This is a genomic window from Georgenia yuyongxinii, from assembly GCF_006352065.1.
In the GTDB taxonomy this organism is placed as follows: Bacteria; Actinomycetota; Actinomycetes; order Actinomycetales; family Actinomycetaceae; genus Georgenia; species Georgenia yuyongxinii.
The window spans coordinates 721003-737294 of sequence record NZ_CP040915.1; the positions used below are offsets into that span (position 1 = coordinate 721003).

The window sequence follows — 16292 nt, forward strand, 5'->3', positions numbered from 1 at the left end:
CCGACGGGTCGAGAGGGTCCCGCAACGAGGAGGACGATGTTCCGCAAGATCCTGGTGTCCAACAGAGGCGAGATCGCGATCCGCGCGTTCCGGGCCGCTGTCGAGCTCGGTGCCCGTACCGTCGCGGTCTTTCCCTACGAGGATCGCGGGTCGCTGCATCGGCAAAAGGCGGACGAGGCGTACGAGATCGGCACCCGCGGACAGCCTGTGGCGGCCTACCTCGATGTCGCCGAGATCGTGCGGGTCGCCGTCGACTCCGGGGCCGAGGCGATCTACCCCGGCTATGGCTTCCTCTCCGAGAATCCGGCGTTCGCCCGCGCCGCCAGCGCGGCGGGGCTGACGTTCATCGGACCGTCGGCAGACGTGCTGGAACGCACCGGGCACAAGGTCGCCGCCAAGGAGCAGGCAGTCGCGGCGGGCGTGCCGGTGCTGCGCTCGACACCCGCGTCGGCAGACCTCGACGAGCTTGTAAGCGCGACCGAGGAGCTGGACTTCCCCGTCTTCGCCAAGGCCGTTGCGGGTGGCGGTGGTCGCGGAATGCGGCGCATTGAGACCCGCGAGGAGGTGCGCCAGGCCCTCGAGCACGCTATGCGCGAGGCCGCGGCGGCCTTCGGCGACCCGACGATGTTCCTGGAAGAGGCGGTCTTGCGGCCGCGCCACATCGAGGTGCAGATCCTTGCCGACCATCACGGCGACGTCGTGCATCTCTTCACCCGGGACTGCTCGCTCCAGCGGCGGCATCAGAAGGTGGTCGAGATCGCGCCTGCGCCCAACCTCGACGACGCCGTGCGAGAGCGCCTGCACGCCGACGCCGTCGCCTTCGCCAGGGCAGTGGGGTACGTCAATGCCGGCACGGTGGAGTTCCTCGTCGAGACCGAGGGGCCACGGGCCGGGCAGCACGTGTTCATCGAGATGAACCCGCGCATCCAGGTCGAGCACACGGTCACCGAGGAGGTTACCGACGCCGACCTGGTCCAGGCCCAGATGCGCATCGCGGCCGGGGAGTCGCTCGCCCAGCTCGGGCTGCGCCAGGAAACCATCCGGCTGCGCGGGGCCGCGCTGCAGTGCCGCATCACCACCGAGGACCCCGCCGCCGACTTCCGCCCCGACACCGGTCGCATCACCACCTACCGGTCCCCGGGCGGGGCGGGCATCCGCATCGACGGCGGGACCGTGCACACCGGGACGCAGGTCAGCCCGTACTTCGACTCCATGCTCACCAAGCTCACCTGCCGCGGCCGGGACTTCCCGACGGCGGTTGCCCGCTCGCGGCGGGCGCTGGCCGAGTTCCGCATCCGCGGCGTGGCGACGAACATCCCGTTCCTCCAGGCCGTCCTGGACGAGCCGGCCCTGGTCTCCGGTGACCTGAGCACCCGGTTCATCGAGGAACGCCCGGAACTGCTGACCTCCCGCAAGCCGCAGGACCGCGCTACGAAGGTCCTGGCGTGGCTGGCCGACGTGACCGTCAACGCCCCGCACGGCCCGCGCCCGGCGGTGGCGAGTCCGCGCGAGAAGCTCCCGGCGACGGTGGACCTGCACACCGAGGCCCCGGCCGGTTCCCGGCAGCGGCTGGCTGACCTGGGGCCGGCGGGCTTCGCCCGCGAGCTGCGGGCCCAGCGGGCGCTGGCGGTGACGGACACGACGTTCCGGGACGCCCACCAGTCCCTGCTCGCCACCCGGGTGCGCACCCGGGACCTGGTCGCGATCGCGCCGCACGTCGCCCGGTTGACCCCCCAGCTGCTCTCTGTCGAGGCGTGGGGCGGGGCGACCTACGACGTCGCCCTGCGCTTCCTGGCCGAGGACCCGTGGGAGCGGCTCGCCGCGCTGCGGGAGGCGATGCCCAACATCGCGCTGCAGATGCTGCTCCGGGGACGCAACACGGTCGGGTACACCCCCTACCCGGCGCAGGTGACCGGCGCGTTCGTCGAGGAGGCCGCCGCCACCGGGATCGACATCTTCCGCATCTTCGACGCGCTCAACGATGTCGGCCAGATGCGCCCCGCGATCGACGCCGTCCTCGGCACCGGCACCACGGTCGCCGAGGTGGCACTGTGCTACACCGGCAACCTCCTCGATCCCGCCGAGCGGTTGTACACCCTGGACTACTACCTGCGCCTGGCCGAGGACATCGTCAAGGCGGGGGCGCACGTGCTGGCCATCAAGGACATGGCCGGCCTGCTGCGCCCGGGAGCGGCCACCGTACTCGTCCGCGCCTTGCGCGAGCGCTTCGATCTGCCCGTGCACCTGCACACGCACGACACCGCCGGCGGGCAGCTCGCCACCCTGCTGGCCGCCAGCGCCGCGGGCGTCGACGCCGTCGACGTCGCCAGCGCACCCCTGGCCGGCACCACCAGCCAGCCCGCCGCCTCCGCCCTGGTCGCCGCTCTGGCCCACACCGAGCGGGACACCGGCTTGTCGCTCGTGGCCGTGGGCGACCTCGAGCCGTACTGGGAGGCCGTGCGCCAGGCGTACCGCCCGTTTGAATCCGGGCTGCCGGCCCCGACCGGGCGTGTCTACGCCCACGAGATCCCGGGCGGTCAGTTGTCCAACCTCCGCCAGCAGGCCAGCGCGCTGGGCCTGGCAGAGGACTTCGAGCTCATCGAGGAGATGTACGCCGCCGCCGACCGGGTCCTGGGTAGGATCCCGAAAGTCACGCCGTCGTCAAAGGTGGTCGGCGACCTCGCCCTCCAGCTCGCCGCCACCCGCGCCGACCCGCGTCACTTCGCCGAGAACCCCGGCGACTACGACGTGCCCGACTCCGTCATCCGGTTCATGGCCGGCGAGCTCGGCGAGCTCCCGGGCGGATGGCCCGAGCCGTTCCGCACCAAGGTCCTCGCCGGCCGGCAGCCAGACCTGACCGAACGGCCCCTGACCCCTGAGCAGGAGGCGGTCATAGCCGTCCCGGGCACCGAGCGCCGCGCGACGCTCAACCACCTCCTCTTCCCCAAACCGGCCTGCACCTTCGCCGAGAATCAAGACCGCTACGGGGACGTCTCCGTCATCGACACCCTCGACTACCTCTACGGCCTGCAGGTCGATCACGAGCACGTCGTCGAGATCGAGCGGGGCGTGCAGCTGCACATCGGGCTCGAGGCGGTGGGGGACCCGGACGAGCACGGCATGCGCACCGTCATGACCACGCTGCACGGACAGCTGCGGCCGGTCTACGTGCGCGACCGCAGCGTCGAGCCCACCACGCTCTCCGCCGAGAAGGCCGACCCCGCCGCCCCCGGGCACATCGCCGCCCCCTACGCCGGCGCCGTTACCATGCGCGTGAATGCCGGTGACGCCGTCGAGCGCGGCCAGCAGGTGGCCACGATCGAGGCCATGAAGATGGAGGCCGCCATCACCGCCCCGGCAGCCGGCAGGGTGCAACGCCTCGCCATTGCCGCCACGCAGAGCGTCGAGGCCGGTGACCTCCTGTGCGTCCTCGACATCGCAGCGACATCGCCAGCACCGGCCTCACCGGCGGGAACGATGACCGTAGCCTGAGGGGAAGCCTCTGTCGGGGGACGAGTTCGTGCCACGGTTGTGCCACGGATTGGGCGCGTGCCACGGTTCTGCCACGGGTTGAGCGAGCGTGTATGCGTGCGATTGCGCGTCATCGCGAAGGTCTGCAAAACTCATCCCAGAGCCTCGAGATCCCCGGGATTCTGGGGACTTCTGGGAGCGCGGTAAGACTGATCAGCCGTCTTGGCTGGCCGGGGCGGGAGATTCTCCGACCGTGAGAAGGTCGGGGGTTCGAATCCCCCTAGCTCCACTCCTTGAAGGCCGTTGGTATGGGTGAAAGCCCAGATCAGCGGCCTTCGGCATTCCCGGGAGTCCTCGACTGAGAGGACGTCGAGACCCGTGATTCCACGCGAGATTCCACGCGTACGCGTATCACCGCTGCTCACCGATGCCCACGAACGACCACGGTCGGTGGTGGTCGGCGCGCACCTGAGGGGCAGGAGCGAGAAGAAGGAACCCCCACTCAACCGCACCCCGATGTGGACGCTCGACGAACTCTGCGCGAAGCTCCACACCACGCCCGCGACCGTGCACACCTGGCGCAAACGCGGCACCGGCCCCAAGGCGTACCGCATCGGCCGGCACCTCCTCTTCGAGGAGGCCGACGTCCGCGCCTGGCTGGAGGCCCGAGCCACGACGGCCGACCACAACTCACGGTCCGGCAACCGTTCGGGGTGGTGACCGCCATGGCTCACGACAAGCTTGGGCCGGGCGAGCATGGCGAGATCTTCATCAAGCGGCACAAGAGCGGCAAGTTCCAGGCCCGTGTGCGCGTCCGGCTGTTCAACGGCGAGGAGACGCAAGTCTCCCGGAACCGCAAGACCGGTGCGGCGGCGCGGCTGGCGGTACAGGCCGAGATCGACACCTTGCTCAACGCGCCCAGGGGCTCGGCTCAGCTCAAGCCGGACAGCAGGGTCGGCCTGGCTGCCCGCCAGTGGATCGACGACCTGCGGCTGCAATCGACTTGGCCCAATCCGCCTCGGCGCCCACAGACGGTCGACGAGTACGAGCGGCTGTTGGGTACGCAACTGATCCCGAAGCTGAGCAAGTATCGGCTGAACGAGCTGACGACGGCGGTCTGCCAGGACTGGGTCAACTCGATCATCGAGGCGGGCAAGTCGGGCCCGTACGACATGGTCGTGACGGCAGCACAGGCACGTGGCGCGTTCAAGGCCGTGATTGATCGCGCGATCGTGCACGACGCGCTGCGGTACAACCCCATGGACAAGACCACCACCCCGAAGCGCAAGGTGCCTGATCCGAAGGCCATGACGGTGACCGACGTCTATCGCCTCCGGAAGGCGGTCCGTGACTGGGAGTGCGCGCGAGTCGGCCGACCCGGTCCGCCTCCCACCGGCCACGTTCCGGCGGCGATCGACGTGATGCTTGGCACCGGCTTGCGAATCGGTGAGGTGCTCGCACTCAACTGGGGGAAGGTCAACCTGAGCCGTGACGGGCTGCCGACCATCGCCGTGGACGCGACCCTCGTGGACATCAAAGGCCACGGCACGGTCCGCCAGGAGATGCCGAAGACCGACGCCGGCAAGCGGACCATCATCATCCCGAAGTTCACGGTCGAGTCGCTGGAGGCGATCCGGCCGCCCATCACCCGGCCGGATATGCCGCTGTTCCCCTCCCGGCGGTTCAGGGATGGTCGCGCATCGTTGAAGCCACAGACACCGCACAACGTTCGCCGGACGCTCCGTGCCGCGCTCGAGTTCGCGAACATGACGGGCGAGGTCCATCCGCACCTGCTGCGATCGACGGTCGCGACCTTCGTCGCGCGAGAGCGAGGGATGGCGGACGCCGCCGCCCTGCTCGGGCACAAGGTCAACGGTGGGGTCACGGTCCGGCACTACATCGAGCGGCTTCGGCTCGCACCCGACGCCTCGACCGTGCTGCAGGCCATGGTCGAGATTGGTGAGGAGGAAGCAGCCAAAGCGACCCACCAACGGACTACGGGTGCGGACGCCGCTCGTGCCGATGCGCCGGCAGTCACCGCCGCGAAGGTGGCGGTGGCCGGCGAGGACTCAGGTTGGTGACGAGTGATCAGGAGAGCTCCGAAGCCCGGCCGCTGACTGCCGGTCGGTGACGGGCTGTTCTGTGGGAGGTCCGGAGTCTCTGCGGTGGGCGTGAGTCACGCCCACCGTTCAGTGCTCCCCCGCGCGTGCGCCATACACCGACGGGAAGGGCAGGAACGCAACGTCGCTGCGGCGGCCACAAGTCGCGCGCACCGGCGAAGTTGACGGCGCCTGCCAACGCCCTACCTCTGGAAATGGTCAAACTCTCCATGCGCTCCACTATGGCGGCCGCGCGTACCTGTTTCCGTCCCCCCTGACCGCGTTCTCCCAGCGTCCCCCCGAGGGGAGACGCAGCAACAGTGCAGGTCGCAGAGCGTCCCCCACATCATGAAACGTATTGCGGCCGCGGTAAGGGATCTGCGCTGGGCTGCCCTCGGCCAAGCATTCGTAGGTGGTGACGGTCGAGAAGCTGAACACGAGCGACACGGTCGGACGGAGCGCGAAGCCGGACCGACTCGTGCGCGCGTTCCTCCAGAACCGTGCGCACGCGGCTAGGTTCACGTGAGCGTTCGAAAAGTTCGAGGTCGACGAGGACGTCGTCGGCCATGTGCACGGCCAACGCCTGTCCGCTTTGGCGCGCCACGCTGTGATCGGCACGCCGTGTGCTGGTGTGCTGCGCGCTTTGCGGCCGAGCCGCACGCGGGGAAGCTGATGGTCGCGCGGGCGGCGGTTGGCAATGCCGGTTGCACCACCGACTTGTCGGTCATGGCCGCCACGCCCCCTCACAGGCGAAGTTCGCCCGGGCCGGCTCATCGTCGTTCAGTGCGCCGTCCGCTGTCGTCGTCGCGAGCCCGACCTCATCGCCGGCCTCATCTCCGAAGCCCGCGGGCCGGTGCCCGACGACGTCCGCGCCGCGCTCGACGAACGACGCGACCTCATCGAAGCGCGCGCCCAGGCACTCGCCGAGTCCGCCGTCCGCCACCGTGCGCCCTGGGTCCTGCGGATCGGTGAGCCACCGCTTGACGGCACTGAACGGGCACGGTGGGTGCGGCAGTTGGCGGTCGTCGCCGCGTACCGCGACAGATACGGCGTCACCAGCCAGGACCCTCTCGGACCGGAAGCCGAGACCCTGGCTCAGCGACGCGATGCCGAGCGCGCTGCGGCGGCATTGCGCGGCGCCCGAGCCATCGCAGACACGAACACACCGAGAGGCATGAGCCCGTTGAGTGCGGGTCGCAAGATCGGGTAGCTGCTGACATACGTCGATTCGGACCAGTGCCCGATTCGACCGCCTTCCACTTACCCTCCACTTTGACTTCTCTGGCGCGGTTGCGGCGGCTCGGCCGTGCGACGCGCAGCGATCGGTGCCGGAGAGTCACGGCTGTCGCGGTGTGCGTCGCACACTACGCGAGCGGTGAACGTCGCCTGCAGCGTTGAGTGGGCTCGACCCGCTCCTGTGCGTCCACGAGTCGCCGAGTACCTCGGAGTGCCCGTCCGGACGATCTACGACTGGCGCCAGAGCGGGCACGGCGCGCGGGGCATCCGGGTCGGCCGGCACCTGAAGTTCGCCGTCTCCGACGTGGCCGCGTGGATCGACGCGCAGCGCGAGGCCACGCAGGACGGCCGCGATCGCGCTAAGGGGTGATCTGAGGTGGCGCGGCCCCGTACGCCGATCGCCACGTTCGGCGACATCGACTTCACCACCCTGGCGAACGGTCTGGTCCACGGCCCGGGGTGCCCTTCCGGGACCTTGACGGTCGGCTCCGCCGCGTCGAGGCCAGCGGCACGACCCGGAAGATGGCGGAGCACGCCTGAAGGAGGAGCTCGCCCGGTTGACGTCTGGCTCGAGGATCTCGATCCCGAGGGCAAGCTCGCGCCGAGCCACCAGAGCGCTCTACGAGCGGAACATGCGGCAACTGGTGCTGCCCGCCTTCCAGAACTACACGCTGCGGGAGATCAGCGTCCGTAAGGTCGAGAAGGTTCCTCAAGAGCATCGCCGTCCTGACCGTTGTCCTTTCAGCAAAGTGGCCAAAGTGGGCATAGATGGAGCAGGACAAGCTCAACGGTGTCAGGCTGTACCACCGCTGCCGGCGGCTCTGCTTCTTCGTCGCGTGCCGTGTCGGCCTCGGCGCTTGGCGGGGCAATCGATTCGGCGAGGGTTTCGGCCAGTTCGCGGACGGCGATGACGAACCGTGCGGGTTCCTGTCGTTCTTCTGTGATGGTGTGGCCGACGTTTAGGAGGTCGTCCAACATGGTGATGGTTTCGGGGCCCAGGTCCGCGTCGCTTCGTGCCCTCAGCACAGCGGCAATGTGGCCCAGGGCCTGCTCAGGTGTCATGAGAAGTCTCCCTGCCTTCGGTTTCCATTGCGGTGTCGGCGGCGACAAGGTGATCGCCTGGTGATTACTCGTCCGGGCATGAAGTCCGCGGTGGCGACGGTGGCGACGGTGGCGTAGCGGAGCAGGGCCGCCTGGCCTTGTACTACACCGATCCCGGCCCCACGGCAGTCGTCCCGGTCCGACATGCTGGAGCGCTTCAGGCTCACCGCCAACGTTGTCGACGTGGTCGCCCCCCGGAGCGTGACCGACGTGCGCCCGCGAAGCGCGCTAGCGCGCTGCGGCTTGCTCGTGCCTCTCGGCTTAGATCTCACCGCGGTGCTCCAGACCTCGGAGAGCCAGCCAGCCGAGGGGTACGGGTGCCCAGAAGGTCAGCTAGCCGGAAAAGCAGGGTGGTGGACAGGGCGGTGCCGTAGGGCATGCCGGCCACGGTTAGGCCACCCGTGAGTGCGAGCTCGATGGGGCCGATCCCGCCGGGGGAGGGGATGAGCGACCCGGCGGCGCTCGCGCCGAGATAGGTGATGGCGAGGGTCACCAGCGGCAGCGTGTCCCCGAACGCGGCGAGTGATGCGCCGAAGGCGGCGATATATCCGGCGCTCAGCAGCAGCCCACCGAGCGCTCCCAGAGCGACGCGGCTCGGGTGGCCGGTGAGCCACGAGAGCCGCGGCCCGAGCTGCGCCAGCGTGGGCCGGACCTTGGCCAGCGCCCACCGGCGGACCGGGGGCAGGGCGAGGGCGGCCATCAGTGCCATGGCCGCGCCGAGCACGACGATGACTAGCACCGGCGACGGCGCGGTCAGGGTTCCCACGGAGCCGGTGAGGAGCGCGGTGCTGACGAGCAGCAGCATGGTCATTAGGAACTGCATGAGCTGCGTTAGCCCGACCGTGGCAATTGCGACGGGCAGAGCGACTTGCCGGCGTTGGAGGAATCGAAGGTTCAGGCCCGCGGGTCCCACACCCGCTGGGACCACGAGAGCCAGCAGCGAGGCGGCGAGCTGGACCAGCGTGGTGCGCACCAGGCCCAGGCGCTCGGGGGAGAAGGCGACGAGGCCGAGGCTCGAGCCGAGGTAGGTGACCATTCCGAGCAGGAAGGCCGCGACCATCCAGCCGGGCCGGGCGCCGGAAATGGCGGAGGCAACGTCCTCGGAGCCGAGGCTGCCCATGAGCACCCAGGCCGCGACGCCGCCGACCACGACGAGCACGACTGTGCGTGGGCTGAACCGGTTGATGCGCGCCGGTTCGGTGGACGCGGTTGGGACCAGTTGCGCGGGGTTCCGGCGCAGGTCCTCCAGCAAGTGGCGACGAGGCCGGAGGGCAACCCTGGTGCTCGCGGGGAGCGCGACGGGCTGGACGAGCGGCGCCACAGCGGCGAGGTTCGCCCGGCCCAGGGAGCGGGTGGCGGAGGCGATAGCGCGGTCGGGGCCGGCGTGCACGGCGAGGAGGACGAGGGCCTGGGCGAGGTCGATGCGTTGCGCGAGTTCGGAAGCCAGGGTGTCGCCGTGGTCCCAGTGCGCGAGCCGCACGCGGCGGCCGGCGTCGACCAGGACCGACCGGGCGTCGAGGTCGTTGTGGCTCAGGCCGCGCCCGTGGGCCGCCCGCAGCTGCTGCCACACGTCGTCCAGCACGGTGTCGTCGAGCTCCTCGGCCGGCAGGTCGGCGAGGGGGCGCAGGCCAGGTATGTGCGCCGTGATCATGATGACCGAGTTGCGCGCTGCGGCGACGCCCACGAGCGGCGGTGTGCGCACCCCGGCGTGCTGTGCCCAGAGGATCATGAGGATGGTGTGGCCGGCATTCTCGCGCAGGTTCGATCCGCCGCGGCGGCGGAGTCCGCGGATGCGCAGCGTGTCCCAGAGCCCGCCGAGGTAGTCCAGGACCTGCCGGTCCCCATCGAGCACGGATATGTCGTAGCGCCGCTCCTCGGTGTCCCACGCGGCGTAGTGGCGGGCCCCGTCGCGGGCCCCGTCCTGGTCGGCGGCATCGGCCATCCCCGCGCGAGCTGCCACGGCGTCGGTGATCTCGTCCACGGTGATGCTGTCGCCCGGCGGACTCGTGCCCGCGCCGACGTCCTCGGGGATCGGCCGCGCCAAGCCGAACGGGCGGGGCTCGGGGTACCCGACCGGGGCCGAGGTCCGGACCCTCCACGCGACGGCGCGCACGCCGTCGGCGGGGACGTCCCGACGGAGGATCCGCACGGGGTCCAGGCCCGCCCGGCGGACGGCGCGCACCAGCGCCGGGCCGGATGCCCGGTCGGAGCCTGCGCCCAGGAGGTAGCGCAGCAACAGGCCGACGGCGTGCCCGAGCAGCACGAAGACCGCCGCGCCGGCCATCGTCTGCCTGCCCTGGATCACGGACACGCCGAGGACCACCCACAGCAGCGTCCAGGGCACCGCCCGGTGGCGCATGTCGCTGGCTGCCACGGTCAGCAACGCGGTCAACCCGGCTACGTAGGGGCTGGCTCCCACCAGCTCACTGCCTGCCGGGGCAGCCGGATCGAGGACGCCTTCGACGACGGTGAGGTGTCCGCCCAGCCGCAGGAGGACCACGGCCGCCAGCACGGAGGCGGCCGCGGCGAGAACCATCCCGGCTGCGGTGCGGAGGGCACGCCGGGAGACGGCGGCCACGAGGACGGCGGCCGGGACGAGGTACGCCGCGACACCCTCGAGGGCGGTCAGTGGGGCCAGGAGGAGGGAACGGACCACGGCCAGCGCCGTCGCGACATCTCCGCTCACCGCACGGGTGGTGCGGGGCGCATAGACGGCGAGCACCAGCACCGCGGCGATCCCCGCAAGGCTGAGTGTCAGGCCGACGAGGTCGCCCGGGCGGCGCAGCGGCACGGCTGGGACGTCGACCAGGAGGATGTCATGTGTCGGCGGGACCGGGGGCTCGGGCGGCCGGCGGTCCGTGCCGACGGCCGCGTCCGGAGTCATCAGGGTCATCCCGCGCCGCCTGCGGTGGCGGCGTCGCTGGGACCCGCTGCGGAGACCAGGACTGGGACCGAGACGTGCACGTCGCCGCGGTGGGCGAAGGTGAGCGTGACGGGGACGACGGTCCCAGCCCGCAAGGCCGGATCAGCGACGGTGACCCGCGCGTCCCCGGCGGCCAGGCCGACGGGCGTGGGCCGCTCCGTCGTGACGGTGACGGCGCCTGGAGTGCCCGCTCCGGCGGTGACCGTCGCCTGGCGGCCGTCGATCTTCGCGCCGACGAGCCGGTCCTCGGAGCCGTGGGTAATCACCAGGGCGCCGGCGAGTTCCCACGACGCCGGCGCCGGAGTACCGCTGGCTGCGGCCGTGGGCACGATGTACAGGTCGAGCATCTGAAGCCCGTGCGCCTGCCGCTGCACGCCGACGGCGACGACCTGGTGCAGGCCGACGAGGGACTCGGCGCCGTTGTGGAACCATGACAGCCCGACGGCGAAGACGACGCCGGCGAAGGCGGCCATCACCACGGCCGGCCATTTCTGGCGGGGCACCGGCGGGTGCTGGGCTCGCGTGGCCCCGCGGCCGAGTCGGCGGGGCGGCCGTGTGGCACGGTCCGGGACGTCGGGGCGGGCAGCGGTCAGGTCGTGCTGGTTCATCGCAAACCTCCGGAAGGTGATCCTTGTGCGGATGCTGCTGCGTCCGGCGATCGGCAGGTCGCCCGCCGCTGCTGTATGGACGTCCGGCGCTCTCGGTCACGACCTGGACGTCGGCTAGGGGCTCGCGTGGCGGGCCGCAAGTAGCAGCAGCGAGTCGCGGTCCCCGGTGTCGGGGCGGTGCGCGCGGTCGGTGGCCGAGCGCAGCTGATAAGGCACCGAGGTGACCACCACGCCGGGCTGGAACAGCAAGCGGCTCTTGATCCGCAGCGAGCTGTGGTTGTGCAGGGGCTGTTCCCACCACCGGCCGGCGACGCGCTGCGCGATCACGACGGTGATCACATCGCGGGGGCTGGTGCGGGGGTACGTCCTGACGTAGTCGACGACCGGTCGGGTGATCTCGCGGTAGGGGGAGTACAGGACGACCAGCGGGACGTCGACGTCGAGGTGATGGTCCGCCCAGGCTCGTTTGAGCTCTTCGGTCTCGTCCTGCTCGACCTCGACGGTGAGCGCCTCGAGGCTGGCTGGGTGGATCGCCCTGGCATAGGCCACCGCCTGGGCGGTCGGCAGGTTCAGCCCGGACACCAGCACGATGGCGTGGTTCCTCGCCGGGAGCGTGGGCTCCTCGTGCAGCGCGGTCTCCTCGCGCACCTTCTCGTAGTACCGGCTGATGTGGCGCATGAGCAGGAACAGTGCGGGCATGGCGACGCACACGATCCAGGCGCCGTGGCTGAACTTGGTCACCACGACGATGACCAGGACCAGGCCCGTGGTGACGGCGCCGAGGGCGTTGATCACCTGGCCCCGCCGGATGCGCTGGCGTTGCCGGTCGGTGGCGCGCGCCCGGTCCCGTTGCCAGCGTCGGACCATCCCGGCCTGAGCCAGGGTGAAGGACACGAAGACGCCGACAATGTAGAGCTGGATGAGCCGGGAGATGTCGGCGTCGAAGACGACGACCAGGAGACCGGCGGCCAGCGCCAGGACGATGATGCCGTTGCTGAAGACCAGCCGGTCCCTGCGGTGGTGCAGCTGGCGCGGCAGGTAGCCGTCGCGGGCGAGGAGAGAGGTCAGGACGGGGAACCCGTTGAAGGCGGTGTTGGCGGCGAGCACGAGGATGCCGGCCGTGGCCGCTTGGATGAATGCGAAGAGCGGCCCCGGGCCGAACACGGCGTCGGCGATCTGGGCGAGAGCGGTGGGCTCCACGTAGCCGGCGGGCGCGCCCAGGAGCCGTCCCGGTTCGTCGACCATCTGCACATGGGTGAGCAGGGCCAGCAGGGTGATGCCGCCGAACATGGTGGCCGAGAGGACGCCCATCACGGCGAGGGTGGTGGCAGCGTTGCGCGACTTGGGCGGCCGGAAGGCGGGGATGCCGTTGCTGACCGCCTCGACGCCGGTCAGGGCGGTGCATCCGGAGGCGAACGCGCGCAGCACGAGCACCACGAGGAGCAGACCTGGGAGGTGAGGCGCCGGCTGTACGTGGAAGTCGGCGCTGACGGCGTGCAGGTGCTGCCCGGTCATCACCCGCCAGGCCGCGACAGCAAACATCAAGAAGATGCCGGCGATGAACGCGTAGGTAGGAGCGGCGAAGCCGCGACCGGACTCCTTCAGCCCGCGGAGGTTGACCAGCATCAACAACAGCACGAACCCGAGCGAGAGGGCGACCGCGTGGCGGTTGAGTGCTGGGGCGTACGAGGTGATCGCGTCCACGCCGGCCACCATCGACACCGCCACGGTCAGCACGTAGTCGACCAGGAGCGCGGCGGCGGCGACCAGGCTGGCGCGCTCGCCGAGGGTGTCGCGGCTGACGATGTACGCCCCGCCCCCGCTTGGATAGGCGAAGCAGATCTGCCGGTACGAAGCGACGACGATGCCCAGGAGCACCAGGATCGCCAGGCCCACACCCCGGGTTAGGTGCAGCAGCATCGATCCGCCAAGCGCCAGCACGAGCAGGATCTCCTGGGTCGCGTACGCCACCGAGGAGATCGGGTCGCTGCAGAAGACGGGCAGCGCCAGCCTCTTGGGGAGCAGCTGCTGACCGAGGTTTTCGGTCCGCAGCGGCTGACCTACCAGCAGCCGTTTGGCCTCATTGGTCATGTGATCAACCTCGCAAACCGCGCATGAGAGGCCCATGAGAGATGGGCCCGGCCTGATGCTGGCGCCGGTACCCGGCAGGGTGCCTCTCGCTGGAGGCGTTCACCGGCTGGAGCTCGCGGGGGAGGGCGGCGCTCATGGGCTGGTCGCTGTGGCGGGGGCGGCGCTGCGCGAGCTGAAGTGCGCTGACCACCAGGGGGAAGTGGCTGAAGGCCTGCGGAGTGTTTCCAAGCTGGCGGCCCATCCGGGGGTCCCATTCCTCGCTGAGCAGCCCGACGTCGTTGCGCACGGCGAGCAGCCGTTCGAACAGCGCGATGGCGTCGTTCTCGCGGCCGGCATAGTGCAGGGCGTCGACCAGCCAGAAGGAGCACGCGAGGAAGACCCCCTCGCCCGCGGGCAGCCCGTCGTCAGCGGTCTCGGTGCGGTATCGCAGCACGAGCCCGTCCTGGGTCAGCTCGCGCTGGATCGCATCGATGGTGCCGAGCACGCGAGGGTCCGTGCCGGGCAGGAAGCCCACGCGCGGGATCAGCAGGAGGCTGGCGTCCAGTTCGGTGCCGCCGTAGGACTGCACGAACGTGCCACGTTCGTCGTTGTAGCCGTGGCTCAGGACGTCGGCGTGGATGTCGTCGCGAAGGTCTTGCCAGCGGCGCAGGGGGCCGGGGAGCCCGCTCTCGCGCACGGCGCGTGCCATGCGGTCGGCGGCGACCCAGGCCATGACCTTGGAGTGGGTGAAGTGGCGCCGCGGCCCGCGCATTTCCCACAGGCCGTTGTCGGGGTCCCGCCAGTGACCTTCCAGGTGGTCCATCAGTGCGACCTGCAGGTCCCAGGCGTCGTCATCGGCCGCCATGTTGGCCTGCCGGGCCAGGTGGAGCCCGTCGAGAACCTCGCCCCACACGTCTAGCTGGAACTGGCCTGCTGCGGCGTTGCCGGTGCGGACGGGGGTGGAGCCCTCGTAGCCGGCCAGCCACGGCAGGGGCGTCTCCGGCAGGCGGCGCGTGCCGTCGAGGCCGTACATGATCTGCAAGGTGCCGGGATCGCCGGCCACGGCACGGAGCAGCCACTCGCGCCAGGCGGTCGCCTCCTCGGCGTAGCCGGCCGCGAGCAGCGCCTGCAGGGTGAAGGTGGCATCGCGCAGCCAGCTGTAGCGGTAGTCCCAGTTGCGCGGCCCGCCGGGCTGTTCGGGCAACGATGTGGTGACCGCGGCGACGATGCCGCCGGTGGGCGCGTAAGTGAGTGCCTTGAGCACAATGAGGGAGCGTTGGACCGCGTCGCGCCAGCGGCCGGTGGCCGAGGAGCGTGCGGACCACCGTTCCCAGAAGTCGACGGTGTCGCGCAGTGCCTGCTCGGGGTCGAGGGGGTCGGGCGTGGCCAGGTGGCTCGGCGCCCAGGTCAGCACGAACGGGACGGTCTGGCCGGAGCGAACGACGAACTCGGAGACGGTGCGGTTGTCCTGCCCGCGCAGCGGCGCCGGGGTGCGCAGCCAGGCCGCGTCCGGACCCGCCACCGCCTCGATCGCGCCGCCGATGTTGCGCACCCACGGGACGACGTGGCCGTAGTCGAAGCGCAGACGCAGTTCCCCGGACATCGGGACGGTGCCGCGCACGCCCTGCACCAGGCGCACGACGTGGGGCGTTTCACCCCTGGGTGGCATGAAGTCGACGACCCGGACGCTTCCCGTGGGGGTGTCCCACTCGGTTTCCAACACCAGGGTGTCGCCGCGGTAGCGCCGCCGGCTGCAAGGCCCGCCGGCGGCGGGGGCAAGCAGCCACCGGCCCGCCTCGGCGGTGTCGAGCAGCGCGGCGAAACAGGCGCCGGAGTCGAACCGGGGCACGCACATCCAGTCGATCGAGCCCTCCCGGCTGACCAGGGCAGCGGTGTGCAGGTCGCCTAGGAGGGCGTAGTCCTCAATCCCGGTCATGGTTTCGGCTCCATCGGCTCTGGGCGGCGAGCTGCCCTGACGGAGCCAGCGTGCGACGCGGCGGATGAGAGCCCCGTGAGAAGCAGGGACGTCCGCGTCTTCCGGTTCTGATGGCGGTGCGTCCGCACGTCACCATGGCGTCAGGCGTCGGCCCATGTGGTGTGCCCCGGCCATGGCTGCGAGCAGGACCAGGAGCGCGAGGATCATCCCGGCCAGTCCTAGGCTCTGCTCGGCCTGGGCGCAGCGCGGCGAGATACCCGATGCCCGCAACTGCGACGCCCCACAGCGCCCCTCCCAAGACGTTGAAGACGACGAATCGCCGGTAGGGCAGCCCGCTGGCGCCGGCGACACAGGGGACCACGGCGCGCAGCAACGCTGCCCAGCGGCCAATCAGCACCGCCGGCGCGCCCCACCTCTGGACGACGGCTTCGGCGGCGGCCAGGTGCCGTCGTGCGCGGTCCGGGGCGCGAGCGTCCAGCTTCGGCTCCAGCCGGGCCCCGACGGCGTAGCCGATGTTGTCCCCGACGACCGCGCCCAGCACCGCGGCGGCCATCACGACGACCAAGGGCACCTTGCCGAGGTGGGCCAGCACGCCACCGAGCAAAACGGCGATCTCGCCCGGGACCAGCAGGCCGAGCGTGTCGAGGCTTCCAGCGCCGGAAGGGCAAAACGATCAGGAGCAGCACCCACGGGGGCACCGCCGCGAGCTCGTGGACCAGTGCGGTCATGGGAAACCATCCAAGGGGTGACCAGTCAGCAGGGCGCATCTCATGGCGGCTCGTTCCCGTGGGGGCCACCAGCGCTCACGCCGATGCCCGGTGGTACTACGGGCACGAGGTCCGCGGCGG

General features: G+C 70.7%; 11 protein-coding genes. 5 read left to right on the top strand and 6 right to left on the bottom strand.

Annotated elements, in window-relative coordinates:
• The first annotated feature begins 36 nt into the window (after positions 1 to 36).
• From FE374_RS03305 to FE374_RS03325, 5 genes are all read left to right on the top strand, one after another.
• Entirely contained in the window at positions 37 to 3492 is a 3456-nt protein-coding gene (locus FE374_RS03305; RefSeq protein ID WP_139927227.1) for a pyruvate carboxylase, read from the top strand.
• A 495-nt stretch (positions 3493 to 3987) separates the two neighbouring features.
• The gene (locus FE374_RS03310; protein ID WP_139927228.1) at positions 3988 to 4191 is read left to right on the top strand and encodes a helix-turn-helix transcriptional regulator; all 204 of its coding nucleotides are present in this window, start codon (positions 3988 to 3990) and stop codon (positions 4189 to 4191) included.
• A gap of 5 nt (positions 4192 to 4196) precedes the next feature.
• Positions 4197 to 5552 (top strand): tyrosine-type recombinase/integrase, encoded by a 1356-nt coding sequence (locus FE374_RS03315; RefSeq protein WP_139927229.1) that lies wholly within the window; start codon positions 4197 to 4199, stop codon positions 5550 to 5552.
• 871 nt (positions 5553 to 6423) lie between these two features.
• Positions 6424 to 6780, top strand: a complete 357-nt coding sequence (locus FE374_RS03320; protein WP_139927230.1) for a hypothetical protein — start codon at positions 6424 to 6426, stop codon at positions 6778 to 6780.
• Positions 6781 to 6987: 207 nt separating this feature from the next.
• Entirely contained in the window at positions 6988 to 7176 is a 189-nt protein-coding gene (locus tag FE374_RS03325) for a helix-turn-helix transcriptional regulator (RefSeq protein WP_139927231.1), read from the top strand.
• A 371-nt stretch (positions 7177 to 7547) separates the two neighbouring features.
• Here the strand turns inward: FE374_RS03325 and FE374_RS03330 are convergent, their stop codons facing one another.
• The 6 genes from FE374_RS03330 to FE374_RS20260 all read right to left on the bottom strand — a co-directional run bounded on the left by FE374_RS03330 (position 7548) and on the right by FE374_RS20260 (position 16036).
• Positions 7548 to 7868, bottom strand: a complete 321-nt coding sequence (locus tag FE374_RS03330; RefSeq protein ID WP_139927232.1) for a hypothetical protein — start codon at positions 7866 to 7868, stop codon at positions 7548 to 7550.
• 307 nt (positions 7869 to 8175) lie between these two features.
• On the bottom strand, positions 8176 to 10800 hold the full coding sequence (locus FE374_RS03335) for a lysylphosphatidylglycerol synthase transmembrane domain-containing protein (protein ID WP_139927233.1): 2625 nt from the start codon (positions 10798 to 10800) through the stop codon (positions 8176 to 8178).
• Positions 10797 to 11438 carry a hypothetical protein gene (locus FE374_RS03340; RefSeq protein ID WP_139927234.1) on the bottom strand — a complete coding sequence of 214 codons (642 nt, stop codon included), beginning with the start codon at positions 11436 to 11438 and terminating at the stop codon, positions 10797 to 10799. Before FE374_RS03340 ends, FE374_RS03335 begins: the two co-directional genes overlap by 4 nt.
• Before the next feature lie 114 nt (positions 11439 to 11552).
• The gene (locus FE374_RS03345) at positions 11553 to 13529 is read right to left on the bottom strand and encodes an APC family permease (RefSeq protein WP_139927235.1); all 1977 of its coding nucleotides are present in this window, start codon (positions 13527 to 13529) and stop codon (positions 11553 to 11555) included.
• Positions 13530 to 13533: 4 nt separating this feature from the next.
• Positions 13534 to 15444 carry a glycoside hydrolase family 15 protein gene (locus FE374_RS03350; RefSeq protein WP_139927236.1) on the bottom strand — a complete coding sequence of 637 codons (1911 nt, stop codon included), beginning with the start codon at positions 15442 to 15444 and terminating at the stop codon, positions 13534 to 13536.
• A complete protein-coding gene (locus tag FE374_RS20260) occupies positions 15431 to 16036 on the bottom strand; it encodes a DedA family protein (RefSeq protein ID WP_168205559.1) in 606 nt (201 codons plus the stop codon). Before FE374_RS20260 ends, FE374_RS03350 begins: the two co-directional genes overlap by 14 nt.
• Positions 16037 to 16292: the final 256 nt, after the last annotated feature.

What these genes read in the sequence shown, in the direction of transcription:
- FE374_RS03305 (WP_139927227.1), top strand. Translation starts at nt 37, where the DNA reads ATGTTCCGCAAGATCCTGGTGTCCAACAGAGGCGAGATCGCGATCCGC.
- FE374_RS03310 (WP_139927228.1), top strand. Translation starts at nt 3,988, where the DNA reads ATGTGGACGCTCGACGAACTCTGCGCGAAGCTCCACACCACGCCCGCG.
- FE374_RS03315 (WP_139927229.1), top strand. Translation starts at nt 4,197, where the DNA reads ATGGCTCACGACAAGCTTGGGCCGGGCGAGCATGGCGAGATCTTCATC.
- FE374_RS03330 (WP_139927232.1), bottom strand. Translation starts at nt 7,868, where the DNA reads ATGACACCTGAGCAGGCCCTGGGCCACATTGCCGCTGTGCTGAGGGCA.
- FE374_RS03335 (WP_139927233.1), bottom strand. Translation starts at nt 10,800, where the DNA reads ATGACCCTGATGACTCCGGACGCGGCCGTCGGCACGGACCGCCGGCCG.
- FE374_RS03340 (WP_139927234.1), bottom strand. Translation starts at nt 11,438, where the DNA reads ATGAACCAGCACGACCTGACCGCTGCCCGCCCCGACGTCCCGGACCGT.
- FE374_RS03345 (WP_139927235.1), bottom strand. Translation starts at nt 13,529, where the DNA reads ATGACCAATGAGGCCAAACGGCTGCTGGTAGGTCAGCCGCTGCGGACC.
- FE374_RS03350 (WP_139927236.1), bottom strand. Translation starts at nt 15,444, where the DNA reads ATGACCGGGATTGAGGACTACGCCCTCCTAGGCGACCTGCACACCGCT.